Consider the following 24585-nt stretch of genomic DNA (forward strand, 5'->3'; position numbering starts at 1 on the left):
GTCGTTCGACGCGGGTGGGGGATTTCAGCCCTTGACCGACCCGAGCATGACGCCCGAGACGAAGTAGCGCTGGATGAAGGGGTAGAAGCAGATGATGGGGAGCACGGTGAGCAGCATCGTGACCGCCTGGATGTTGGACGCGATCTGCACCGCCTCGCCGCCGCCGGTGATCTCGGAGGTTCCCGTGGCCGCGGCGATCAGGTTGCGCAGGTAGATCGTCACCGGGAACAGGTTCTTGTCGTCCATGAACAGGAAGGCGTTGAACCACGAGTTCCACTGGCTGACCGCGTAGAACAGAGTCATGGTCGCGAGCACCGCCTTCGACAGTGGGAGCACGATGCGGAAGAAGATCCCGTATGTGGAGAGCCCGTCGATCGCGGCGGCCTCTTCGAGCTCGGTCGGGAAGCTCTCGAAGAACGACTTCATCACGAGCAGGTTGAAGACGCTGAGCGCGCCGGGGACGACCACGGCCCAGATGCTGTTGCGCCAGCCCAGGGTGTTCGCGATGAGGATGTAGTTCGGGATGAGGCCTCCGCCGAAGAACATCGTGAACACCGCGATGCCGACGAAGAAGGCGCGGCCCTTGAGGTGCGGCTTGCTGAGCGCGTAGGCGTAGGTGGTGGTGATGACCATCGCGATGATCGTGCCGACGATCGTGTACAGGAACGTATTGCCGTAGTTCGTCCAGAACAGGCCGTCGCCCATCACAGCGCGGAACGTGTCGAGGTTGAACCCGCGCGGGATGAGGTTGACCTCGCCGGCGGCGATGTAGCCCTCCGAGGAGAACGCCTTGGCGACCAGGTTCACGAACGGGTACAGCGTCACGACGCAGATCAGCACGAGCAGGATCGCGTTGACGACGCGGAAGGTGCGGTAGCCGAGCGATTCGCGGATGACGCCGGTCTCCCGGCGCACGTGCGCGATGTCGGGCTTCTGAGGGAGGGCTTCGGTCACCATAGCGAGGTTCCAACCAGTCGACGGGAGATGAAGTTCGCGCCCAGCACGAGCACCAGGCCGATCACGGCCTCGAAGAGTCCGATCGCGGTTCCGTAGGAGAACTGCGCGGATTGGATGCCGACGCGGTACAGGTACGTGGAGATCACGTCGGCGGTGGAGTAGATCAGCGGGTTCTGCAGCAGCAGCACCTTCTCGAAGCCGACCGACATGAAGGATCCGATGTTCAGGATCAGGAGCACCATCATGGTCGGGCGGATGCCGGGGAGCGTGATGTGCCAGGTCTGCTGCCAGCGGTTCGCGCCGTCGATGCGGGCGGCCTCGTACAGCTGATCGTCGATCGTGGTGAGGGCCGCGAGGTAGAGGATCGTTCCCCACCCGACGGTCTGCCAGGCCTCGGACGACACGTAGATCGAGCGGAACCACTCCGGCCGCTGCATGAACGGCACCGGGTCCGCGCCGAACACCTCGACCACCTGGTTGATCGTGCCGTTCAGCGAGGTCAGCTGCAGTACGAGCCCCGCGACGATCACGATCGACATGAAGTGCGGCAGATACGAGATCGTCTGCACGATGCGCTTGAACCTGCGCGAACGCAGCTCGTTCAGCATCAGCGCGAGGATGATCGGCAGCGGGAAGCAGATCAGCAGGGTGAACCCGCCGAGGATCACCGTGTTCCAGAACACCGTCCAGAACTGCTGGTTCGAGATGAACGCCTGGAAGTAGTAGAACCCGACCCACTCGTCTCCGAAGATCGATCCACCAGGCCGGAACCGGCGGAACGCGATGATGTTCCCCAGCATCGGCACGTAGCGGAAGATCAGCAGGAACAGGATCGGCACGATCAGGAACGTGTAGATCCGCCAGTCCTTGGTCAGTGCGCGGCGCCAGGACTGGCGGGCGCGTGGCGTCCGGTCGCGCCGGAATGCGCGACGACGCGGGCGTGCGGTCGTGATGACCCGCGTCTCGCTGCCGGGTTGCGCGGAGCTGCTCAGCGACAGCGGCGCTTCGATGATCTCGGGCATTCAGGTCCACCTCCTCGTGGTTCTGCGGATTGCCGGCGCACGCGCGCCGCTGCGGTCAGGGCTCGAGCACCTCGGCGGCGGCCTGCGCCTGCAGACTCAGCTCGGCCGCCTTGAAGGCATGCGCCTGGGTCATGGCGGTCTCGGTGCCGTCGAGGCAGTCGCGGATCAGCTGCCCGAAGTAGGGAAAGCCTGTCATCCCGTTCGCGTTGAACCGGTACTGGCCCTCCTGGTTCACTAGGAGCACCTGTCCGCCGCCGTTGTCGGTCGTGATGTCGATGTACTTGCGCAGCTCGATGTAGCCGTCGGTGCCGAGGATGATCGTGCGGCCGTCGCCGAACACGCCGAGCCCCTCCGGGGTGAACCAGTCCACGCGCACGTAGCCGGACGCGCCGTTGTCGAGCACGACGTGCGCGTCGCCGAAGTCCTGCAGGCCAGGCGTGTCGGGGTGCGCGTAGTTCGCGACGGTCGAGCTGACGATGCGCCCGTCCGTGGCACCGGTGTAATAGAGGATCTGGTCGAAGTTGTGGCTGCCGATGTCGCACAGGATGCCGCCGTACTGCGCCGGGTCGTAGAACCAGTCTGGGCGCCCGCCGCCGATACGGTGCGGACCGAAAGAGGCCACCTGCAGCGGGCGGCCGATCGCACCACGCTCGATGAGCTGACCTGCGAGGATCGACGACTCGGTGTGCAGGCGCTCGCCGTAGTACACGGCATACTTGAGCCCGGTGCGGGCCGTCGCCTCGCGAGCGGCCTCGAGTTGCTCGAAGGTCGTCAGCGGAGCCTTGTCGACGAAGGCGTGCTTGCCCGCCGCGATGGCTCGCAGGCCGATCGGCGCCCTCTCCGAGGCGATGGCCGCGGTGGCGACCAGCTGCACCTCGGGGTCGTCGAGGATCTGCTGCTCCGACGAGGCGACGCGCACTCCCGGAAAGGTCTCGGCGAACGCGGCCGCCCGCTCAGGGTCGCTGTCGAACACCCACTTCGCGGTCGCGCCCGCGCCGATCAGGCCGTCGGCCATGCCGAAGATGTGGCCATGGTCGAGGCCGACAGCCGCGAAGGCGAACTCGCCTGGTGCCACTACGGGCTCGGGCAGCGGATCGAAGGTGTAGGGATGGTTCACTTCTGGTTCTCCTGTTCGGTCACGTCGTAGGTGCGGAGGCGCCCGCACATGCCGAATCCGCGTTCACCGGCGGACGGCACGGCCTGCTGCACCCTGGCCTCGGAGAGGTGCGCGACGTCGCCGCGGGCGATCGCCTGGGCGTGCGTGAGAGAGCGCTCGGCCTGGGCGAGGGGGCGCTCACGGATGAGGTCGCCCCAGCCCGTGGCGCGGTCGCGCACGAGCGCTCCCGCGGCGGTGCGGAACGCCTCGAGCGGGGCCGGGTCGCCGGCGAGCAGAGCATCGCGGAGCGCCTCGAAACCGGTCACGGCGAGGTCGCGGCGCCGTGAGGCCCGAGCGGCGCGCCCCTCGAGGTCGCCCAGTGCCGCGGCCTCGGCGTAGGCCGCGGCATCCGCCACGATCTCCGCCGGGAACGTCATCACCGCGTCTCCCGCCTCGGGGAGGCCCGCATTGCTCATCAGCACGACGACCTTCAGGTCGTCGCGATTGACGGCACGATGGATCGTGCCGGGCGTGAACCACACGATGTCTCCGGCCGAGAGCGGCGTCTCTCGGAAGCCGTCGCCGTCGATGGTCTGCAGCGCGCCGCGGCCCGAGACGACCACGTAGGCCTCGGTGGAGACCAGGTGCATGTGCGGGCTGCCGCCGCAGACGCCGTCGGGGGCGGCGTCGCCGTAGATGTCGAGGTGCGACAGCGAGGTGCCGCCGGGGAAAGTGCTCATGACGCGGCCTCGGCTAGTGATGCGGTCTTCTCGAAGAAGTGGGGCGCGTGCTCGACGAGCCGGCCCGCGCGATAGTACGGGTCGGATGCCGAGAGTGGCAGCGAGACGAACTCCCTTTCGATGCCGGCCTTGTAGATCGCGGTGACGACCTCGATCGCGTCGCGACCGGCGCGCCCGTCGGCGATCGGCTTGCGGCCGTCGCGGATCGCGGCGAGCAGGTCTTCGATCTGCCCCTCGTGGCCCCGGTGGGCGAGCGGCTCGCGGTTCGCGACGATCGCTTCGATGGCGGCCACTCGTTCGGCATCGCCGCCGCGTGCGGGGAAGCCCGCGGCATCCGAGGACTCCGCGAGCACCTTCCAGGGCTGGGAGACGCGAGCGTGCTGACCCTGGATCACGATCTCCTGTTCCTCGCCGTGGTGCACGACCGAGCTCGTGAGCTGGGCGAGGCCGCGCTCGTAGCGGAAGACCGCGACGGAGAGGTCCTCGACCTCGCTGTTGTCGTGCTGCGCGTTGGCGAGCATGGCGGTGACCTCTGCCGGACTGCCGAGCAGCCACAGCAGCAGGTCGATGTGGTGGATGGCGTGATTGAGGGTGCAGCCGCCGCCCTCCTTCTCCCACGTGCCGCGCCACCAGAGGTCGTAGTAAGGGAGGCCGCGCCACCACGCGGAGTCGACGCGCACGTGCGAGATCGACCCGAGAAGGCCGGAGTCGACGACCTCCTTGAGAGTGGCGAGGTCGTCGCGGAAGCGGTTCTGCGCGACGACCGAGAGCAGTTTTCCGCTGCGCTCCTGTGCCGCGAGCATCGCCTCGCACTCTTCGAGCGACGGGGCCATCGGCTTCTCCACCAGGACGTGGATGCCGGCATCCAGTGCGGCGATGGTGAGCTGAGCGTGTGTGGACGGCGGCGTCGCGATGCTGACCAGGTCGAGGTCGGCCTCCGCGATCATCTGCGCCGGGTCGTCGTAGCCGGCGGCGGAGATGCCGAACTCCTCGGCCTTCTGCGCGGCCCGGCCGGGAGCGACATCGGCGAGCGCGACGATCTCGCAGTGTTCCGGGAAGGCCAGGTACCCCTGGACGTGGGCGTTCGCGATCCCGCCGGTGCCGATTATTCCGATTCTGAGCATTGCGTCCTCGTTGAGCTCTCGATGTTCAATACGTATGAGTAGTACGTATTGAGTTAGTATGCTCACGTGAGATAGATCCGTCAAGCGTTTTCCGACACGGATCGTCGAATCGAAGGGGGAACATGCACAAGCGGCCCACAAGCCGAGACGTCGCCCGACTCGCCGGAGTCTCACAGTCGACGGTCTCCTTCGTGTACACCGGCCGCGACGGTGTCTCTGCGGCCACGCGTGAGCGGGTGCTGCAGGCCGCATCCGAGCTCAACTACCGCCCGAATCTCGCTGCACGAGCCATGCGCACACAGCGGACCGGGAGACTCGCCGTCGTCTTCCCGGTAAGGGCCCCGAACCCCCTGAATATGCTCCGAGAGGCGACGATCTCCGCCGAGCAGGCAGGCTACGTCCTCGACGTCCTGAGCCTGCCCGATGATCGTGACGAGCGCGCAGACCGGGTGGAGGAGCTCGTCGACAGCGGACAGTACGAGGGTTTCCTCTCATTCACTCCGCTGCCGAACCGAATTCTGAACCTCTCCCGCGAGGTGGGCCCCATCGTCCTCAGCGCGTCGACGTTCGACGAGGAGATGCACGCCACAGGAATCTTCAACGACGCGCAGCCGGTCGTCGTGATGATGGAGCGCCTGGTGGAGCTGGGTCATCGGCGCTTCCTGCACATCACCGGCGATCTCGAGTTCCCCTCCGCAGTGGCGCGGCGCGATGCCTATCTGGCGACGGTGGATCGTCTTGGGCTCGAGTCGCTCGGCGTGATCGAAGGCGACTGGAGCAGCGAGGTGGGAATCGAGGTCGTGTCCTCGTTGCCCGAAGCGACTGTTCCCTTCGCCTTGATCGCCCCCAACGACCACACGGCCGTGGGCGCGATGCGCTCCGCGACGCTGCGAGGGTGGGCCATGCCAGGGGACATGAGCATCACAGGCTGGGACGACATCAGCACGAGCGCCTTCCTCGTGCCGTCGCTGACCAGCGTCGTGCAGGATCGTGGCCTCGTCGGCAACTACTCGATGCGCCGGCTCATTGCGGCCGTGCGCGGCGAGGAGGAGCCGGAGGCGCCTACGGAGATCCACCGCATCGTGTGGCGAGAATCCATCGGGGCGCCGTCGGCCCGCGCGTGAACTGACGCGGCCAAGCTGGAGCTGGAGGGGCACGACGGGGCCGGGTTCCGAAGAACCCGGCCCCGTCGGCTGTTCGTCAGCCCTGCGCGTACCCGTCAGCCACAGTCAGCGCCTCGTCGAGCACCGACAGCCCGCGCACGAGCTCCTCCTCGGAGATCACCAGCGGCGGGGCGATGTGCATGCGGTTGAAGTGCGTGAACGGCCACACGCCGCCCTGCTTGGCGGCAGCGGCGAAGGCGGTCATGGGTGCGGCATCCGGGCCCGACGCGTTGAACGGCACCAGGGGCTCCCGCGTCTCGCGGTCGCGCACCAGCTCGACGGCCCAGAACAGGCCCCGACCGCGAACCTCTCCGACCGAGGGGTGCGTCTCGAGCCAGCCGCGAAGGGTCGGCTCGACCACGCGTGCCCCCAGGTCGCGCACGCGATCCAGGATGCCGTCGCGCTCGAACACCTCGAACGTGGCCACCCCGGCTGCACAGGCCAGGGGGTGCCCGGAGTAGGTCAGTCCGCCAGGGAAGGCCACCCGGTCGAAGTGCGAGGCCACTCGCTCGGAGATCACGACGCCGCCCAGCGGCACGTAGCCCGAGTTCACGCCCTTCGCGAAGGTGATCAGGTCGGGCCGCGCGCCGAAGGCGTCGATCGCGAACCACTCGCCGATGCGGCCGAAGCCCACCATCACCTCGTCGGCGATGTACAGGATGCCGTGCCGGTCGCACAGCTCGCGCACGCCCTGCAGGTAGCCGGGCGGCGGCACCAGCACGCCGTTCGTGCCGACGACCGTCTCGATGATGATCGCCGCGATCGTCGCCGGACCCTCCAGCAGGATGGTCTGCTCGAGGTGCTGCAGAGCGCGCGCTCCCTCCTCCTCCTGAGTGGTCGCATGGAATGCCGAGCGGTACAGGTACGGTCCGAAGAACCGCACCGCCGAGCCGTCGCCGCCTTCGTTCGCCCAGCGGCGCGGGTCTCCGGTCAGGGAGATCGCGGTCGAGGTCGAGCCGTGGTAGCTCCGGTACATCGACAGCACCTTGCGGCGGCCGGTCACCTGACGGGCCATGCGCACGGCGTATTCGTTGGCCTCGGCGCCGCCGTTCGTGAAGAACACCTTCTCAAGGCCCTCGGGGGAGACGTCCGCGATGCGCCGGGCCAGCTCGCCGCGTACGTCGTTCGCGAGCGACGGCTGGATGGTCGACAGCCGCCCCGCCTGCTGCTGGATGGCGGACACCAGATCCGGATGCTGGTGACCCAGGTTCAGGTTCACCAGCTGGCTGGAGAAGTCGAGGTAGGCGTTCCCCCGGAAGTCCCAGAAGGTCGAGCCCTCGCCTGCGGCGACCGGCATCGGGTCGATGAGCGCCTGCGCGCTCCAGGAGTGGAAGACGTGTCCGCGGTCGTCCGCGCGCACCTGCGCCTCGGCATCCGCCGCCGGGAATCCGTGTGCCGTGCCGTGTCGATCGATGTAGTCCATGACGCTCCTCAGTGGTTGCTCGGGAAGCCGAGGTCGACCTGCGACGGGGTGTGGTCGGGCCACCGCGTGGTGACCACCTTCGACCGGGTGTAGAAGTGGATGGACTCGGGGCCGTAGATGTGCGAGTCGCCGAACAGCGAGCTCTTCCAGCCTCCGAACGAGAACGCGCCGACCGGCACCGGGATCGGCACGTTCACGCCGACCATGCCGACCTCGATGTCGAACTCGAACTGGCGGGCGGTGCCGCCGTCGCGCGTGAAGATCGCGGTGCCGTTGCCGAAGGCGTTGGCGTTGATGAGCTCGACGGCCTCGGCGTAGGTCTCCACGCGCACGACCGAGAGCACCGGCCCGAAGATCTCGTCCTCGTACACCTTCATGCCGGGCTTCACGTGGTCGACCAGGCTCACGCCGATGAAGAACCCGTCGCCTGCGAACGTCTTCTGCGTGCCGTCGACGACGACCGTCGCCCCCTCGGCCGCAGCTCCGGTGACGTACGAGGCGACCTTGTCGCGGTGCTCGCGCGTGATGAGCGGACCCATCTCGCTCGCGGCATCCGTGCCCGGGCCGATCTGCAGGGTGGCGATGCGATCGCGGATGCCGGCGACCAGGTCGTCGGCGATGTCGCCCACCGCGACGAGCACCGACACGGCCATGCAGCGCTCGCCGGCCGAGCCGTAGGCGGCGGAGATCGCGGCGGCGACGGCGCCGTCGATGTCGGCATCCGGCATCACGACCATGTGGTTCTTGGCGCCGCCGAGGGCCTGCACGCGCTTGCCGTTCGCGGACGCGCGCTCGTAGATCGACCGGGCGATCGGCGTCGAGCCGACGAAGCTGACGGCCGCGACGTCTTTGGAGTCGAGGAGCGCGTCCACCGCGACCTTGTCGCCCTGCACGACGTTGAGCACGCCGTCGGGGAGGCCCGCCTCCTGGAAGGCCTTCGCGAGCCAGATCGCGGCCGACGGGTCCTTCTCGCTGGGCTTGAGCACGACCGTGTTGCCGCAGGCGATCGCCGAGGCGACCATCCACAGCGGCACCATCACGGGGAAGTTGAACGGGGTGATCGCCGCCACGACGCCGACGGGCTGCTTGACGGAGTGCACGTCGACGCCGCGGGAGACCTGCTCGGCGCGCTCGCCCTTGAGCAGGTGCACGAGGCCGGCCGCGAACTCGACGTTCTCGATGCCGCGGGAGACCTCGCCCGCGGCATCCGAGAGCACCTTGCCGTGCTCGCTCGTGACGATCGCGGCGAGCTCGGAGGTGCGCTCGGCGAGGATCTGGCGCAGGCGGAAGAACACGTCGGCGCGCTTGATCAGGCTGGAGGAGCGCCACGCAGGCAGGGCCGCCTTGGCCGCGGCGATCGCGGTCTCGGCCTCGGCGGTGCTCGCGAAGGCGACCTCGCGGGCGACGGCGCCGGTGGCGGGGTCGAAGACCTGGCCGGTGCGCACGGCCTCGGCCGACTCGCTGCCGCTGATGAAATGACGGACGATGCTCACGGATGCTCCTCGTACACTCTGACCGCCGGCTGATGCCAACTTGTCTCTCATGGTTTCAGAGGGAAGAATGGAGGATCAGTGGCAGCCTGTCGCGTCTTTTCCTCATCATCGGACAGAGTGTATGGATCTTTCCGCCGCCGCGAGTTCTCTTCCCACCGTCGCGGAGGTGCTTGCGATGCCTGCCGTGCAGGCAGGGGTGCCGGAGGTGCTGTGCGGCTCGCTCGATGCGCGCGTGCGCTGGGTGCATGTGTCGGACAGTCCGCGCGTGGCCGGGCTTCTCGACGGCGGTGAGCTGCTGCTGTCGACCGGAGCGGGCTGGCCGGGAGATGAAGCCGGCCTCATCGAGTTCGCCGGCTCTCTGGCCGCGGCATCCGTCGCCGGCGTCGTGCTCGAGCTCGGCACGCGCTTCGCCGTCGTCCCTCCCGCGTTCACGGCCGCGTGCCGGCGACACGACCTGGCGCTCGTCTGCCTCGATCGGGAGGTGAAGTTCGTCGCGCTGACCGAGGCCGTGCACCGGCGCATCATCGCGGCGCAGCTCGAGGCGCTGCAGCAGCGTCAGCATCTGCACGAGCTGTTCACGGGTCTCGGCCTGCAGGGCGCCCCGGTCGAGGTGGTGGTGCGAGAGACCGCCCGGGTGCTCGGAGCCTCCGTCGTGCTGGAGAACCTCGCTCACGAGGTGGTCGCGATGTCGTCGCCGCTCACAGACGAGGCGGAGGTGCTCGACGGGTGGCCGATGCGTGCGCGAAGGCTGGAGGCCGGCGACGGCGCGGACGACGGATGGCACCGTGTGCCGGTGGAGGCCCGCGGCACCCGGTGGGGTGCGCTGGTCGCGGGACCAGGATCGGCGCACGCAGTCGGAAGACTGACGGTGCTCGAGCAGGCCGCGACCGCCCTCGCGCTGGGCAGGCTCGCGGACGGGGGTGAAGGCTGGGAGCCGCGCTCGCGGCGCCTGCTCGTCGAGGCGCTCGTCGGACATGCCTATGCCCGACCTGCCGACCTGTCGGCGCGCCTGGAGTCTGTCGGGTTCCCGGTGCGGGGACGCGTTCTGCACGCGCTCGTGAGCGTGGGAGCGCAGTCGGTCTCGGACGCCGTGGACCGCCTGTCGCAGGGGAGCGCGGCCGCCCTCGGAGCGATCATCGACGGGGAGGGCATCGTGCTGCTGTCGCTGCCGGCGGACGTCGCGCTCGACGAGGCGACGCTGCGGATGCTGCCCGGCGCCGCATCAGGCGGCGCAGTGGCAGTAGGTGCGGCATCCGCCTCCCTTGAGGAGCTGCTCACCTCCCTGCCCGGCGTGCGCTCCCTCGCGCCACGGGTGCCGGCCGGGACCGTGCGTCGGGTCGATGACCGCCCGCTCGCCCGTCTGGTGTCGGCGCTGGGATCCGATCATCGGCTGCAGGAGCACAGCGAGCGGATGCTGGCGCCTCTGATCCGCCACGATGAGGAGCGCGGCGGTGACCTGCTCATGGTGCTCGCGGCGCTGCTCGCCCACCCCGGCAACCGGTCGGCGGCGGCGGCAGCATCCCACCTCTCGCGATCCGTGTTCTACCAGCGGCTCACTCTCATCGGCGACCTGCTCGACGCCGACCTCGACGACGGCGAGACGCTCGCAGCCCTGCATGTCGCTCTTGCCGCGCGTGGGCCCTCGGGCCGCTGAGCGAGCAGCCGGCGTCATGTGCCCGATCAGGCCGCGTACACCTTGCGGAGGGTCTCGGTGACGGTCCAGACGGTGTGCATGCCCTCGGCCAGGCGCACCACCGAACCCGGTCCGATGTCCAGCGACGGCAGCGGCGGCGAGACGAACGAGATCGTCGCGCGGCCCGACAGCACGACGAACACCTCGTCGGCTTCGACGTCGGATGCCGTTCCCGGCGTCATCTCCCAGATGCCCACCTCCACGCCGCCCAGCGAGGACAGCGCGACGGATGCCGTCGTCGGCGCACCGGTCACGACCTCGGAAGCCGGCAGCGCTCCGTGCGCGAGCGGCAGCGCGAACGCGTCGACACCCGAACCCGCCGGGAGCCCGCTCACGAGTCGAACCCCATGCCGACGGCATCCAGCGTCTTGAGGAGGATGTTGCGCCTGCCCTCGTTGTGATCCGCCTGATTCATGGCCGCGCGCACGAGGTTGATGCCGATGGACGCGGCGGGCTCCGGCGGGAAGGGGATGGGCTTCTCGCGCACCATTCTCAGCTCGGTGCGCTCGGTCGCCTTTCCGGCGAGCTTGTCGAGCATGACGTCTGCGGCGAAGCGGGCCGCCCCCACGCCGAGTCCGGTGAATCCCGTCGCGTACGCGACACGTCCTCTGCGGGCCGTGCCGAAGAACGCGCAGAAGCGACTGGACGAGTCGATCGCCCCGGCCCACCGGTGGGTGAAGCGCAGACCCTCCAGCTGCGGGAACATCGTGAAGAAGTGCGAGGCGAGCCTCCGGTGGCTCTCCATGCGGTCTTCATACTCGGGGCGCACCCTGCCGCCGAAATGGTAGATCGCGTCGTAGCCGCCGAACAGGATGCGATCGTCCGCTGTGAGCCGGAAGTAATGGAACTGGTTGGCGCTGTCGGCGAGGCCCTGACGGTTCGACCAGCCGATCGCCTCGAGCTGCTCGGCCGTCAGCGGCTCGGTCATGAGCACGTAGTCGTACACGGGGACCGTCATGAGCCGGTTGCGCTTGAGCAGCGACGGGAAGACGTTGGTCGCGAGAGCGACGGCATCCGCTGTGACGCTGCCGTCCGGCGTCACAAGACGGACCGGGCCCGATCCGTCGCCCTCGACTGCGCGCACGATCGAGTGCTCGTAGATCTCCACACCCAGCTCGGAAGCCACGCGCGCGAGCTCCATGCCGAGCTTCGCGGGGTGCACGAGAGCACAGCCCTCGCGGTCCCAGTGGCCTCCGAGGAGGACGGGGGAGTGCACCTCGGCCTGCACCGTCGCCTCGTCGAGGAAGCCGGGCTCCCCGCGGTACCAGTCGACCTGGTGCGGCTCGACCGCCAGCTCGAGCTGTCCGGTGCGCTCGAAGTCGACGTCCATGCCGTAGCGCTGCACGGTCGCCTCGATCGCGTCGAGGTTCTCCCGTCCCAGCTCTTCGAGCCGGTCGATCTCATCGGGCCAGCGGTTGACGCCGTTCTCGTGCCCGTGCGTGAGACTGGCCTCGCAGAACCCGCCGTTGCGCCCGGATGCCGCCCACGACACCCGCGACGCCTCCAGCAGCACGACGCGACGCTGCGGGTCGCGCTCCTTGGCGCGGACGGCGGTCCAGAGGCCGGCGTAGCCGCCGCCGACCACGGCGAGATCGGCGCGCACGTCGCCGGCGAGGGGCGGATGCTCGACGCGCTCGACGTCGTCGAGCCAGAACACGGAGAACGCCGTGTCCCGCAGGGCTGCGTCCACGACGGCCTCGTCGGGTCGGCGGCGCTCGAAGACCGTGGCGCCCATCAGCGGGTTCCCCAGTTGTACTGGTCCTTGTAGAGGCCGGCGTAGAGCAGGCTCTCGGTGTGCGTCACGCCGGGAATGGTGCGGATGCGGGTGGCGATGAGCTGCAGCAGATCGTCGTCGTTCTCGCACACCGCCTCGACGACGATGTCGAAGGTGCCGAGTGTCACGACGACGTAGATGAGGGACTCGATCTCTGCGAGTTGCGCGGCGACCTCGCGCGGATCGCCGACGACGCGGATGCCGATCATCGCCATGCGGTGGAAGCCCAGCTGCATCGGATCCGTGACGGCGACGATCTGGATGACCCCTGCCTCGGTCAGGCGCTGCACGCGCTGACGAGTCGCAGCCTCACTGAGTCCGACCGCCCGGCCGATCTCCGCATAGGGGCGACGGCCGTCCTCCTGCAGGAGCTCGATGATCTTCTTCGACACGTCGTCGAGAGCGGGCTGCTTTGCTATTGCGGACATGTGACGATATTGACAGGGCTGAATGCCGAATGCAACCGATTCAGTCGTTTTTATCCGAAGTCACCTTCAGATTTCGTCGCCATTGAGCTAGCATCCCACCATGCGCACTCTGCAGAACTTCATCGGCGGTCGATACCTGCCCGTACGGGGCAGCTCGATCCTGCCATTGATCGACCCGGCGACGGAGGAGCAGTACGGCCGGCTGCCTGTCTCGGACGCCGGTGACGTCGACGCGGCGTACGCCGCTGCATCCGCTGCGTTCCCGCTCTGGCGGGATGCCACGCCAGCCGATCGTCAGCTGGCGCTGTTCCGCATCGCGGATGAGATGCTCGCCCGCTCCGAGGAGTTCGCCGATCTGGAGTCGCAGGACACAGGCAAGCCCCGAGCCACGCTCGTCGCCGATGAGATCATGCAGTCCATCGACCAGCTGCGCTTCTTCGCAGGAGCGGCGCGCAGCCTGGAGGGCAGGGCCGCCGGCGAGTATCTCGCGGGGCACACCTCCTTCGTCCGGCGAGAGCCCGTCGGCGTGATCGGTCAGGTGACACCGTGGAACTACCCGCTGAACATGGCGGTGTGGAAGATCGGCCCCGCTCTCGCCGCAGGCAACACGGTCGTGCTGAAGCCGGCCGAGAGCACACCGCTGTCGACGCTGCTGCTGGCGGAGATCGTGGCGAAGCACACGCCCGCCGGCGTCTTCAACGTCGTGCTCGGAGACAGGGACACGGGGGTCGCGCTGGTCGAGCATCCGACGCCGCAGATGGTGGCCATCACCGGATCGGTGCGCGCAGGCATGGCCGTGGCGCGCTCCGCCGCGAACGACGTCAAGCGGGTGCACCTGGAGCTCGGCGGCAAGGCCCCCGCGATCGTGTTCCCCGATGCCTCCGTCGAGAAGGCCGCCGCGGGAATCGTGACGGGCGCGTTCTTCAACGCCGGGCAGGACTGCACCGCGGCGACGCGCGTGCTCGTGCACCGTTCCCTGCACGACGAGCTGGTCGGCGCGCTCGTGGCGAAGGCGAAGACGGATGCTCGCACCGGTGGTCCCGGCGAGGAGGGCGTGCTCTACGGTCCGCTCTCGAGCGCCGCCCAGCTCGCGCAGGTGCAGGGCTTCGTCGACCGGCTGCCCGCGCACGCCGCAGTCGTGGCCGGCGGGTCCCGGCAGGGCGAGCGGGGATACTTCTGGCCCGCCACGATCGTCACGGGCGTGCGGCAGGACGACGAGGTTGTACAGGGAGAGATCTTCGGGCCGGTGCTGACCGTGCAGGCCTTCGACATCGACGAGGAGGCACTCGCGATGGCCAATGGCGTGCCGTTCGCGCTCGCAGCATCCGTCTGGACCACCGATCACGCCCGCGCCATGCGCTTCTCCCGCGATCTCGACTTCGGGTGCGTATGGATCAACACGCACATCCCGTTCGTCTCCGACATGCCCCACGGGGGGTTCAAGCACTCCGGCTACGGCAAGGACCTGTCGCAGTACGGCTTCGACGACTACACGCGCATCAAGCACGTGATGACCGCGCTGGACTGACTCCGGGAACGCTGCGGGGGTCGCCGGCTCAGGGCTCCTCACGCTGCGTCTGCATCGCCTCCATCGCGGCAGACGACTCGGCGACGATCGCGCGCATGGCCGCCTCGGCGGCACCAGGATCCCGCGCCTGCACGCTCGCGGCGACCTCGGCGTGCAGCCGGAGCGCCTCGGGGTCGGCCGTTCGCGGCATCAGCGCGTGATGCGTGCGGCCCTCGAGGACGGCCAGGACCATCGGCGCGAGGCTGCTCAGCATGATGTTGCCCGAGGCCTGGAGCAGTGTGGTGTGGAAGGCGATGTCATGCGCGAGATACTCCTCGGCGTTCGCCGAGCGCGAGGTCGAGGACATCCCCACGATGGATGCGGTCAGCGCCCCGCACTGCTCGGGGGTCGCGTGCGTCGCGGCGAGGCGGGCGGCCACGGGCTCCACCGCGCCGCGCAGCTCGCTCAGACTCTGCAGCAGTTCGGCGCGCCCAGGGCCGTCCAGCCGCCAGCGCAGCACCCTCTCGTCGTAGGGGCTCCATGCCTCGGGCGGCTGCACGAGGATGCCGACGCGCTGCCGGGATGCGACCAGGCCGAGGGATTCGAGGACGCGTACGGCTTCGCGGATCGCGCTGCGGGAGGCATTGAACTCGGAAACCGCCTCGTCCATGATGATCCTGCTGCCGGGCGCGCGGCGACCGGCGCCGATGTCGGCACCCCATCGCTCGACGATCACGTCGTGCAGTGCGTTCTGGGCCATGTGCCCACAGTAGAAGTAAGGCCCGATGTTTGGGTGAGGAAAACGAGAAAAGACAAGTATTCTCGATCCTTCTCTTGTAATAATCGGATTATTCAGTTACCGTTCTCTTAAATATCAGACGGAAGCGCAGTGGCTCTCGGACAGTGCTTCCCCCACGGGAGGAACAATGATGGTTCCCTTGACACTCTTGCCGATGGCAGATCCGGCGCCGATCGTCCCGGTAGGGCCGGATGCTCAGCTGATCACCGCCGCGGTCGTCGGCTTCGCGCTGATCATCGTCATGATCACCTGGCTGAAGGTGCACCCCTTCCTTGCGCTGACGCTGGGCGCGCTGGGCGTTGCGGCCGCAGCGGGGATGGCTCCTGCGCAGTCGCTGACCAGCTTCGCGAACGGCTTCGGCTCGACCATGGGCGGGGTCGGCGTGCTGATCGCGCTCGGCGCGATGTACGGAAAGCTGCTCGCGGACTCGGGCGGTGCCGATCGTATCGTCGACACCCTCGTCGCACGCTCCACACCGCGGTCCCTGCCGTGGACCATGGGGCTCGTCGGAGCGGTGATCGGCCTGCCGATGTTCTTCGAGATCGGCCTCGTGCTTCTCATCCCGGTGATCATCCTGGTGGCGCGTCGATCCGGCGTCGCCCTCATGAAGATCGCCATCCCGACCCTCGCGGGACTCTCCGCGATGCACGGCCTCGTCCCGCCGCACCCCGGCCCCCTCATCGCGATCGACGCGCTCGGCGCGAACCTGGGCCTCACGCTCGCCTTCGGCGTGCTGATCGCCATCCCGACCGTCATCATCGCGGGCCCCGTCTTCAGCGGCTTCGCGGCGAAGTGGGCGCCGGTCCCGGTTCCCGACATGTTCCTCACCGCCGAGGACAAGGGCGAGGACGTCACGCAGCGCCCGCGTCCCTCGTTCGGCGCCGCGCTGGCCAGCATCCTCCTCCCCGTCGTCCTGATGATGGGCAAGGCGCTCGCCGCGATCATCGCGCCCGAGTCGACCGATCTCTGGAAGCAGACCATCGACTTCGCCGGCACCCCGACGATCGCGCTGCTGGTCACCCTGATCTTCGGCATCTTCGTGCTCGGTGCCGGCGGCAGGATGAACCGCAAGACGATCGCCGAGTCGCTCGAGAGCAGCCTTCCGCCGATCGCGGGCATCCTGCTGATCGTCGGCGCCGGCGGCGCATTCAAGCAGGTGCTCATCGACACCGGCATCGGCGAGGTCATCACGCGGGCTGTGCTCGACAGCGGCATCTCCGTACTGCTGCTCGGCTGGATCGTCGCCGTGCTCGTGCGCGTCGCGACGGGATCCGCGACGATCGCCACGATCACCGCCGCGGGGCTTATGACCTCCGCCGCCGCCACGCTCTCGGGCCCGGAGGTCGCCCTCCTCGTGCTCGCGATCGGATCCGGATCGGTGTTCCTCTCGCACGTGAACGACGCCGGATTCTGGCTCGTCAAGCAGTACCTCGGCACGAACCTCCCGCAGACGTTCAAGACGTGGACCGTGCTGGAGTGCCTGATCTCCGTCACCGGCCTCGTCGGCGTGCTGCTGCTGGATCTGGTGGTCTGATGGAGACTTCGACGAACGATACGACCGCAGACTCGAACGAGGTCGACCCGCCCATCGTGCTGGTGGTGATGGGAGTCTCCGGATCGGGCAAGTCGACCGTGGCCGGAATGCTTGCCGGACGCCTCGGGTGGGACCTCGAAGAGGGCGACGACCTGCACCCCGCTGCGAACGTGGAGAAGATGGCCGCGGGTGTGCCCCTCACCGACGAGGACCGCTGGCCGTGGCTCGACAAGATCTCGGCCTGGATCCAGCTGCACACGGCGTCGGGGACGCCGGGCATCATCACCTGCTCTGCGCTGCGGCGCGTCTACCGCGACCGGCTGAGCGGCCCGGGGGTGGCGTTCGTGCACCTCGACGGCTCGCGCGACACGATCGCGACGCGCCTCAGCAACAGGCTCGACCATTTCATGCCGCAGAGCCTGCTCGGCTCGCAGTTCGCCACGCTCGAGCCGCTCGAGCCTGACGAGAACGGCATCGTCGTCGAGCTCAGCCGCGGACCGAAGGACGAGGTGAAGGAGATCATGCGCCGCCTCCACCTCGCCGCGCTCCCGGCTCCCGTGTACACCGACGAGGGTCTGCTGGCCGACTGAACACCGCGCGATGCGGCGGCCGGAGGAGACGCCCTCCGGTCGCCGCATCGCGGCATCCTCGGATCACGCGGACCGTCGACATGTATGACGCGATGTGTCAGGCTGGTCGGACGTCGATCCCGGGGGGAATCACCATGGCACGTCCGATCGCCGGACCGCAGTCGCTGCTGAGGATCCTGAACGGACGGGCCATCCTCGAGACCCTGGCTCGCCGGGGGCCGCTGACCCGTGCCGAGCTCATGGCCGCCACAGGTCTCTCCCGCACCGCGGTGACGCAGGTGCTGCGCATGCTCGAGAGCGCCGACGCGGTCACCCCCGCGGGAGTCGACCGCGACACCCGCGGACCGGCAGCGGGGCGCGTCGCCCTGCATCCGCTTCTGGGGCTGGCGGCCGCCGTGCACGTCGATCACCACGCCGCCCACGTCACTCTCGTCGACCCCACCGGCGCGGTGCGCGCCGAGCAGCACGCACCCTTTCCGCCGCACATGGACCGCGTCGAGCACATCGTCGCGCTCGTGGAGTCGTGCCGCGCGCTCGCGAAGGGACCGCTGCACCTCGCCGTCGTCGGCGTGCCCGGAATCGTCACGGCCGACGGCGGCATCCGAGACGATCAGGGCCCAGACGGCGGCGTCTTCCGCTCGGCGCTCTCGACGCTGCTCGGCTGCCCGGTGCGCGTCGAGAACGACGTCAACCTCGCCGCACTGGCAGAGCTCACCTCGGGTGCCGGCGCGCAGCTCGCCAGCTTCGTGCTGATGCTGTTCGATGACGGCCTGGGCGGAGGCATCGTGATCGACGGTGCGCTGCACCGGGGCTTCGCCGGGGTCGCGGGCGAGATCATGTACCTGCCGCAGACGCCGCTGCCGGTCGGCGCCCCCGTGCTGAGCGACGAGGTCGTCGGCGATCTCGCTCTCGTGCACGGCCGCGATCCGCAGGCCACCGTCGATCAGCACCTCGACGCCGCCGCCGGCGGCGACGAGGCCGCTCTCGCGATGGCGGCCGAGATGGGACGCCGGATCACCCTCGCCGCGGGCAGCGTGGCCCTCATCGTGGACCCCGAGGCGTTCATCCTCGCCGGCACGGCCGCCCATCCGGTCCTGGTCGACTCGGTGCGAAAGGTCGCCGATGCCTTCGCCGCCCAGCTGCCGATGCGCTTCCTGGTCTCGGAGTTCGGCCCAGAGGCTCCGCTGGTCGGCGCGATCGGCGAGGCGACGTCGGCGCTTCGCGCCGCGGTGTTCACCAGCATCGTTCCGGATCGGAGCGGCCGGTGATCTCCGATCTCGCCGATCGCCTCGGCCTCGCGCCGGGGGCGCGCGCGATCATCATCAACGCGGATGACTTCGGCATGTGCCATGCCGCGAACACGGCGATCTCCGGGCTGCTGGATGCGGGAGCTGCGGACTCGGCGACCATCATGGTGCCGTGTGCGTGGTCGCCGGAGGCGCTCGCGTTCGCCGCCTCGCGCACCGACCTCGACGTCGGCGTGCATCTGGTGCTCACCAGCGAATGGCGCCGTTACCGCTGGCGCCCGCTCACGGGGACGGCCACGACGCTGGTCGACGCCGACGGGTTCTTCCCGGTCGACGTCGTCTCGGTCGAGCAGCTCGCCTCGGAGGCCGACGTCGAGGCGGAGCTCGGCGCCCAGCTGCAGGCTGCTCTCGATGCCGGGGTCGATGTGACACACCTCGACAACCACATGGGCTCGGTGTACGGACTCGCCACAGGGCGCGACTTCCTCACCCCGGTGCTCGGCCTCGCCGCACGGCACGGACTGCCGTTCCGGCTGCCTCGGAGCATGGACGGCGTGGGCGTGGATGCCGGACTCCAGCACCTGCTCGACCGTGCCACCGCGGCGGCAGATGCCCTCGGCGTGGAGATCATCGATCGGCTGTGGTCGCATCCCTTCGAACTCGTCGGGGAGGGAACCCCGCAGGAGGAGACCTACGAGCAGATGCGCGATGGATTCATCGGCCTGCTGCGCGCGGTGCCCGCCGGCGTCACCGAGATCTACGTGCATCCGATGGTCGACGACGATGAGCTGCGCGCCGCTGTCGACTTCGCCGCGGCCAAGCGCGGATACGAGCGCCGCCTGCTGACGGATCCGGCGGTGCTCCAGGCCATTGCGGATGAGGGTCTCGTGCGCATCGGCTGGCGGAGCCTGCGTGATCTGCAGCGGGCTGCGGCGCGGTGAGCGACCCGACCCGGCCTCGCGGCCTCGCCGGCATCCGCGATCGCCGTCTCGATGCCGCGCCGACGCGCGCGCAGTCGATCGCCTTCGGAGCATCCGGCTTCCCCACCCAGCTGATGGCGCAGACGTTCTCGGCCTTCGCCGTGTACTTCTACGTGACGCACCTCGGCGTGCCGCCGGCATGGGTGGCCGGAGCGATGATCGCCCACGGCATCCTGAACGCCGTGCTGAATCCCGTCGTCGGCGCGCTCTCCGACCGCATCCGCACACCGTGGGGCCGGCGCATCCCGTGGATCGGACTCGGCATCGTGCCGCTCGTGGTCGCGTTCGCGCTGGTGTGGATGCCTCCCGCGCTGTCGCCGGCGGGCGCGATCGTGTGGTTCCTCGTCGTCGTTGCGCTCTACGACATCGCATTCGTCGTGGTGGTGCTGAACATCTCGGCGCTGTTCCCGGAGATCTTCCGCACCACGGCGGAACGCGCGCGCGGCAATGTACCGAGGCAGATCTTCGCGATCCTGGGCATGGTGCTCGGCACGGCCGGCGCCCCCGCGCTGTACGGATCGATCGGCTGGCCCGGCATGGCTCTCGTGCTGAGCGCGGTGTGCCTCGTGCTGCTGGTGTGGTCGTTCGTCGGCGGGATGATCGAGCGGACGGTTCCCGAGGCGGCATCGGAGGCGATGACCTGGGTCGGTCAGATGCGGTTCACATTCGCGAATCGGGCGTTCGTGCCCTACGTGCTCGGCTCGCTCTTCGTGCAGACCTCCGTCGCGGTGATCCTCGCGGCGATCCCGTTCTACGTGCGCTACTCGCTGCACGGTGCGGAAGGCGAGGGCAGCGTCCTGCTCGGCGCGATCTTCGTCACGGCGATTCCGTCGATCGTGCTGTGGAGCGCGGTCGTCAGGCGCACGTCACCGCGCACGGCTGTGCTCTGGAGCGTCGGCGTGTTCGGTGTGGCGGTGCTCGGCTATCTGCTGCCCGTGTCGGTGCTCGCCGCCGCACTGGTCGGAGTGGCGGTGGGAGTCGGCGTGGGAGGGCTGCTGCAGCTCCTCGAGGTGATGCTGGGACAGATCATCGACGAGGATGCCGTGCGCACCGGGCACCGGCGCGAGGGCGCCTACTTCGGCGTCAACGGGTTCGTGGTGCGCGGCTCGGTCGTGCTGCAGGCCGTCGTCGCCGCCGTGGTGCTGACGGCGTCGGGCTTCGACGCCTCGCTCGACGAGGCCCAGCCCGACACGGTCGACGGCGGCATCCGCATCATGCTGGCGGTCGTGCCGCTCGGCTTCACGGCGCTCGCCTGGCTGTGCTTCTGGCTCTACCCGATCAGGTCCCGCGACCTCTGAGGCGCCGCCCGTTCGGGCGGGTGCGTGGTGTGGTCGCCTTCTCCTGGGAGGGCGGCAGTTTCGCGCACGCGGATGTCAGGAACGGGGTGCGGACATTCGCGAGGTGCGTCTTGTGGTCGCCGTTTCGCTGGAGGGCGACAGCTTCGCGCACGCGGATGCCGGCGGCATGCCGACCCCTCGGGGCCCCGGCATCCGTACCTCGCGAGGCGCAGCATCTCGCCCCCAGCACGCGAGGCGCAGGGATCGCCTTTTTCCGGCAAATCGGGAAAGGGGCCCCGCTTGCGGGGAAAGGGTCCCCGCTCTTTGCCGGAAAAGGCGATCCCGGAGCCGGGGACGGACTAGGCAGAAGCCCGCAGCCGAGCCTCCCAGCCCGTGCGCACCATCTCGTCGACCGTGTACCGCATCTTCCAGTCGAGGTCGCGGGCGGCGAGCTCGCCGGTGGCGACGATGCGGTCGGGGTCGCCGGGGCGGCGGGGCCCGATCTCGGGGGTGAAGTCGATTCCGGTGACACGGGCCATGGCATCCATGATCTGCCGCACGCTCAGCCCGTCGCCCGAACCCAGGTTGTAGGCGGGCTCGATCGACTGCCCTGCGGCAAGCCGCTGAGCCGCGGCCACGTGCGCCGCGGCGATGTCGCCGACGTGCACGTAGTCGCGGACGTTGGTGCCGTCTTCGGTGTCGTAGTCGTCGCCGTTGATGCGCGGCGTCTCACCTGCGATGAGCTTCTCGAACACGATCGGGAACAGGTTGTGCGGGCTCACGTCGTACACGGTCGGGTCGGCCGAGCCCACGACGTTGAAGTAGCGCAGCGAGGTGTGCCGGAGCGGCTTGTCGGACTCGGCGGTCGCCGCCGCCTGGTCGCGCAGCAGCCACTCTCCGATGAGCTTGGACTCGCCGTAGGGGCTGGCGGGCCGCTTCTCGGTGTCTTCCACGACGAGCGACACATCCGGCGTTCCGAACACGGCGGCCGACGAGGAGAACACGATGTTCGCGACACCCGCGGCCTGCATGGCCTCGAGCACGATCCGGGTGCCGTCGACGTTCTGCGCGTAGGTGTGCAGCGGGCGCTGCACCGACACCCCGGCGTACTTGAAGCCGGCGACATGGATCACGCCCTCGGCAGCGTGCTCACGCAGGGTCTTCTCCATCAGATCACGGTCGAGGATCGAGCCCTGAACGAAGGGCACGCCCTCCGGGGCGAACGAGGCGACGCCACTGGAGAGGTTGTCGACGATGACGGGGGAGAGCCCGGCATCAGCCAGTGCCCGGACGACGTGCGATCCGATGTAGCCGGCGCCGCCGGTGACGATCCAGGACATGCTTCTCCTTCAGGACGGTGATGGTGGAATGACCATTGTTTCAGGCGTCGCGCTGAGCACCCGCCGAGGGCGTCACCGTGAACAGGTGCGGAGCGGAGAAGCCGGATGCCGCGAACGCGGCGTTCACAGCATCCGACACAGTCTCCACGGCATCCGCCTCGATGAGCGCGATCGCCGCCCCGCCGAAGCCGCCGCCCGTCATCCGGGCGCCGAGCGCGCCCGCCGCCAGAGCGGCCTCGACGGCCGTGTCGAGCTCGGGCACCGAGATCTCGAAGTCGTCGCGCATCGACGCGTGCGAGGCGACGAGCAGGTCGCCGATCGCCCGCGCGCCCTGCTCGCGGAGCGTCCGCACGGTGTCGAGCACCCGCTGGTTCTCGGTGACGACATGGCGCACCCGGCGGAAGGTCACATCGTCCATGAGCTCCTCGGCCCGAGGCAGGTCTCCCACCGACACGTCGCGCAGCGAGGGCACGCCCATGATCGCGGCGCCGCGTTCGCACGACGCGCGGCGCTCGCCGTATCCGCCGGTCGAGTGCGCGTGCTTGACGCGCGTGTCCATCACGAGGATCGCGAGGCCTGCCTCGGCGACGCCGAGCGGCACCAGCTGTGCCTCGAGCGAGCGGCAGTCGAGGAAGATCGCGGCATCCGGCTCGCCGAGCATCGAGGCCATCTGGTCCATGATGCCCGTGGGCGCGCCGACGGCCTCGTTCTCGGCCTTGCGGCCGATGCGGGCGAGGGCCGTCTTGTCGAGGCCGGCGTTCCACAGGTCGTTCAGGGCGGATGCCGTCGCCCCCTCGATCGCGGCGGAGGAGGAGAGCCCTGCGCCCACCGGGACGTCGGAGGCGATCGCGATGTCGACGCCCGCTCCGGCCCGGCCTGCGGCCTCGGCGAGTGCCCAGGCGACACCGAGCGGGTACGCAGCCCATTCGGGTACGGCCGGCTCGGAGCCGGTCGCGGTCGGGAACAGCGTTGCCAGGTCGTCGAGCGCGACCTCGACGGGTTCGGCGGCGAAGGTCGAGGCCACGCGCACGCGGCCGATGCCGTCTTCGCGGATGCCCACCGCGGCCACGGTGCGATGCGGGATCGCGAAGGGCAGCACGAAGCCGTCGTTGTAGTCGGTGTGCTCGCCGATGAGGTTCACGCGCCCCGGCGCCGACCAGAGGCCGTCAGGGGTGCGGCCGGTGAGTTCACGGAACAGGGCCGTGGCGGTGTCCTGCGTGTCGGTCATGCGTGTGCCCTCTCGATGGCTTCGCGGATGCGGGCAGCGCCCTGCTCCGGGGTGACTTCGGCGGCCCACGCCCACATGGCGGCTTCGGATCCGGCCAGGAACTTGAGCTTGTCGGCGGCTCGGCGGGGGCTCGTCAGCTGCAGGTGCAGGCGCACGCTGTCACGGCCGACGTTCACCGGCGCCTGGTGCCATGCGGCGATGTACGGGGTGGGGGTCTCGTACAGTGCGTCGACTCCGCGCAGCAGGCGCAGATAGAGCGGGGCGAGCTCGTCGCGCTCGGCATCCGTCGTCTCGGCGAAATCGGGCACGTGCCGGTGCGGCATCAGATGCACCTCGAGGGGCCAGCGGGCGGCGAAGGGTACGAACGCCGTCCAGTGCTCGCCGCGGAAGACGACGCGCTCGGAGCCCTGCTCGAAGTCGAGGATGTGCTGGAACAGGTCGGGGGCCGTGCGATCGATGCTGTCGAGCAGGCGGGTGGTGCGCGGAGTGACGTACGGGTACGCGTAGATCTGGCCGTGCGGATGCGGCAGGGTCACGCCGATCGCCTCGCCGCGGTTCTCGAACGGGAAGATCTGCTCGATGCCGGGCAGCCGCGAGAGCGCGGCCGTGCGGTCGGCCCACGCCTCGATCACGGTGCGGGCGCGGGTGACGGTCTGGGTGCCGAAGGAGCCGGAGTGCTCGGGGCTGAAGCAGACCACCTCGCAGCGGCCGACCGAGGTGCGGGTGCGGCCGAGGCCGAGGGCTGCGAGGTCGTCGAGGCCGCGGGGCGGATTGCTCGCGGCCGGCGCGTCGCCGGTCGCCTCGGCGAGAGCGGGGCCGAATGCCGGCGACTTGTTCTCGAACACGGCGACGTCGTAGCGCGACGGAACCTCGGAGGGGTTCGTGGGCGTCTGCGGGGCCAGCGGGTCTGCGTCGGCGCTGGGCATCATGACGCGGTTCTGGCGGTTCGCGGCGACCGTGATCCAGTCACCGGTGAGCACATCCAGACGCATGGTCGCCGACTCGGGGCGGGGATCGAGCGTGCGTGCGTCGACCGAGCGCTCGGCGTCGAGCGCGGTATCGGGGTCGTCGTAGTAGATGAGGTCTCGGCCATCGGCGAGCTTCGTGGCGCGCTTCGTGACGCCGGCCGAGAGTCGCTCGGCGGTCATCGCGGCGGTTCGCAATTCAGGA

General features: G+C 69.2%; 22 protein-coding genes. 8 read left to right on the top strand and 14 right to left on the bottom strand.

Annotated elements, in window-relative coordinates; translation table 11 throughout:
* Positions 1 to 24: 24 nt before the first annotated feature.
* From RS84_RS04730 to RS84_RS04750, 5 genes are read right to left on the bottom strand one after another with little or no spacing between them, the layout of a single operon-like run.
* Positions 25 to 957, bottom strand: coding sequence for a carbohydrate ABC transporter permease (locus RS84_RS04730; protein WP_045256599.1), 933 nt, complete (start codon positions 955 to 957; stop codon positions 25 to 27).
* Positions 951 to 1979 (bottom strand): ABC transporter permease, encoded by a 1029-nt coding sequence (locus tag RS84_RS04735; protein ID WP_082062038.1) that lies wholly within the window; start codon positions 1977 to 1979, stop codon positions 951 to 953. Before RS84_RS04735 ends, RS84_RS04730 begins: the two co-directional genes overlap by 7 nt.
* Positions 1980 to 2034: 55 nt before the next feature.
* Positions 2035 to 3096 carry a Gfo/Idh/MocA family protein gene (locus RS84_RS04740; RefSeq protein WP_045256600.1) on the bottom strand — a complete coding sequence of 354 codons (1062 nt, stop codon included), beginning with the start codon at positions 3094 to 3096 and terminating at the stop codon, positions 2035 to 2037.
* Positions 3093 to 3815: a cupin domain-containing protein gene (locus RS84_RS04745; protein WP_045256601.1), complete on the bottom strand. Its 723-nt coding sequence runs from the start codon at positions 3813 to 3815 to the stop codon at positions 3093 to 3095. The genes RS84_RS04740 and RS84_RS04745 overlap by 4 nt, the downstream gene beginning before the upstream one ends.
* Entirely contained in the window at positions 3812 to 4939 is a 1128-nt protein-coding gene (locus RS84_RS04750) for a Gfo/Idh/MocA family protein (RefSeq protein ID WP_045256602.1), read from the bottom strand. Before RS84_RS04750 ends, RS84_RS04745 begins: the two co-directional genes overlap by 4 nt.
* Positions 4940 to 5061: 122 nt before the next feature.
* On the opposite strand from RS84_RS04750, the gene RS84_RS04755 reads away from it, so the two are divergent.
* Positions 5062 to 6063 carry a LacI family DNA-binding transcriptional regulator gene (locus RS84_RS04755; RefSeq protein ID WP_045256603.1) on the top strand — a complete coding sequence of 334 codons (1002 nt, stop codon included), beginning with the start codon at positions 5062 to 5064 and terminating at the stop codon, positions 6061 to 6063.
* Between the two features lie 76 nt (positions 6064 to 6139).
* Here RS84_RS04755 and RS84_RS04760 read toward each other — a convergent pair whose 3' ends face one another.
* Entirely contained in the window at positions 6140 to 7525 is a 1386-nt protein-coding gene (locus RS84_RS04760; protein ID WP_045256604.1) for an aspartate aminotransferase family protein, read from the bottom strand.
* An 8-nt stretch (positions 7526 to 7533) separates the two neighbouring features.
* Positions 7534 to 9018 carry a CoA-acylating methylmalonate-semialdehyde dehydrogenase gene (locus tag RS84_RS04765; RefSeq protein ID WP_045256605.1) on the bottom strand — a complete coding sequence of 495 codons (1485 nt, stop codon included), beginning with the start codon at positions 9016 to 9018 and terminating at the stop codon, positions 7534 to 7536.
* Between the two features lie 175 nt (positions 9019 to 9193).
* Between RS84_RS04765 and RS84_RS04770 the strand changes: the two genes are divergently transcribed.
* On the top strand, positions 9194 to 10672 hold the full coding sequence (locus tag RS84_RS04770) for a PucR family transcriptional regulator ligand-binding domain-containing protein (protein WP_235281384.1): 1479 nt from the start codon (positions 9194 to 9196) through the stop codon (positions 10670 to 10672).
* Between the two features lie 26 nt (positions 10673 to 10698).
* On the opposite strand, the gene RS84_RS04775 is transcribed toward RS84_RS04770, so the two are convergent.
* Genes RS84_RS04775 through RS84_RS04785 form a run of 3 tightly spaced genes read right to left on the bottom strand, consistent with a single transcriptional unit; the run spans position 10699 to position 12913 of the window.
* Complete coding sequence (locus RS84_RS04775; RefSeq protein WP_045256607.1) at positions 10699 to 11046, bottom strand: cupin domain-containing protein; 348 nt, start codon at positions 11044 to 11046, stop codon at positions 10699 to 10701.
* The gene (locus tag RS84_RS04780) at positions 11043 to 12446 is read right to left on the bottom strand and encodes an NAD(P)/FAD-dependent oxidoreductase (protein ID WP_045256608.1); all 1404 of its coding nucleotides are present in this window, start codon (positions 12444 to 12446) and stop codon (positions 11043 to 11045) included. The genes RS84_RS04775 and RS84_RS04780 overlap by 4 nt, the downstream gene beginning before the upstream one ends.
* Positions 12446 to 12913, bottom strand: a complete 468-nt coding sequence (locus RS84_RS04785; RefSeq protein ID WP_045256609.1) for an Lrp/AsnC family transcriptional regulator — start codon at positions 12911 to 12913, stop codon at positions 12446 to 12448. Before RS84_RS04785 ends, RS84_RS04780 begins: the two co-directional genes overlap by 1 nt.
* Positions 12914 to 13013: 100 nt before the next feature.
* Here RS84_RS04785 and RS84_RS04790 point away from each other — a divergent pair, with 100 nt between their 5' ends.
* Positions 13014 to 14441: a gamma-aminobutyraldehyde dehydrogenase gene (locus RS84_RS04790; protein ID WP_045256610.1), complete on the top strand. Its 1428-nt coding sequence runs from the start codon at positions 13014 to 13016 to the stop codon at positions 14439 to 14441.
* A gap of 28 nt (positions 14442 to 14469) precedes the next feature.
* Here RS84_RS04790 and RS84_RS04795 read toward each other — a convergent pair whose 3' ends face one another.
* A complete protein-coding gene (locus RS84_RS04795; protein ID WP_045256611.1) occupies positions 14470 to 15180 on the bottom strand; it encodes a FadR/GntR family transcriptional regulator in 711 nt (236 codons plus the stop codon).
* A gap of 193 nt (positions 15181 to 15373) precedes the next feature.
* On the opposite strand from RS84_RS04795, the gene RS84_RS04800 reads away from it, so the two are divergent.
* The 5 genes from RS84_RS04800 (at position 15374) to RS84_RS04820 (ending at position 20868) form a co-directional block, all read left to right on the top strand.
* On the top strand, positions 15374 to 16753 hold the full coding sequence (locus RS84_RS04800) for a GntP family permease (protein ID WP_192627565.1): 1380 nt from the start codon (positions 15374 to 15376) through the stop codon (positions 16751 to 16753).
* Positions 16753 to 17343 (top strand): gluconokinase, encoded by a 591-nt coding sequence (locus RS84_RS04805; protein WP_045256613.1) that lies wholly within the window; start codon positions 16753 to 16755, stop codon positions 17341 to 17343. The genes RS84_RS04800 and RS84_RS04805 overlap by 1 nt, the downstream gene beginning before the upstream one ends.
* A 134-nt stretch (positions 17344 to 17477) precedes the next feature.
* Entirely contained in the window at positions 17478 to 18611 is a 1134-nt protein-coding gene (locus RS84_RS04810; RefSeq protein WP_045256614.1) for an ROK family transcriptional regulator, read from the top strand.
* Positions 18608 to 19531 (top strand): polysaccharide deacetylase family protein, encoded by a 924-nt coding sequence (locus tag RS84_RS04815; RefSeq protein ID WP_052676217.1) that lies wholly within the window; start codon positions 18608 to 18610, stop codon positions 19529 to 19531. Before RS84_RS04810 ends, RS84_RS04815 begins: the two co-directional genes overlap by 4 nt.
* Positions 19528 to 20868, top strand: coding sequence for an MFS transporter (locus RS84_RS04820; RefSeq protein WP_082062039.1), 1341 nt, complete (start codon positions 19528 to 19530; stop codon positions 20866 to 20868). Before RS84_RS04815 ends, RS84_RS04820 begins: the two co-directional genes overlap by 4 nt.
* A gap of 338 nt (positions 20869 to 21206) precedes the next feature.
* Here the strand turns inward: RS84_RS04820 and galE are convergent, their stop codons facing one another.
* From galE to galT, 3 genes are read right to left on the bottom strand one after another with little or no spacing between them, the layout of a single operon-like run.
* Positions 21207 to 22187 carry a UDP-glucose 4-epimerase GalE gene (gene galE / locus RS84_RS04825; RefSeq protein ID WP_045256615.1) on the bottom strand — a complete coding sequence of 327 codons (981 nt, stop codon included), beginning with the start codon at positions 22185 to 22187 and terminating at the stop codon, positions 21207 to 21209.
* 40 nt (positions 22188 to 22227) lie between these two features.
* Entirely contained in the window at positions 22228 to 23415 is a 1188-nt protein-coding gene (gene galK / locus RS84_RS04830) for a galactokinase (RefSeq protein WP_045256616.1), read from the bottom strand.
* A complete protein-coding gene (galT, locus tag RS84_RS04835) occupies positions 23412 to 24563 on the bottom strand; it encodes a galactose-1-phosphate uridylyltransferase (protein ID WP_045256617.1) in 1152 nt (383 codons plus the stop codon). Before galT ends, galK begins: the two co-directional genes overlap by 4 nt.
* Between the last annotated feature and the right edge of the window lie 22 nt (positions 24564 to 24585).

Source organism: Microbacterium hydrocarbonoxydans (genome assembly GCF_000956475.1).
GTDB classification, from domain to species: Bacteria; Actinomycetota; Actinomycetes; order Actinomycetales; family Microbacteriaceae; genus Microbacterium; species Microbacterium hydrocarbonoxydans_A.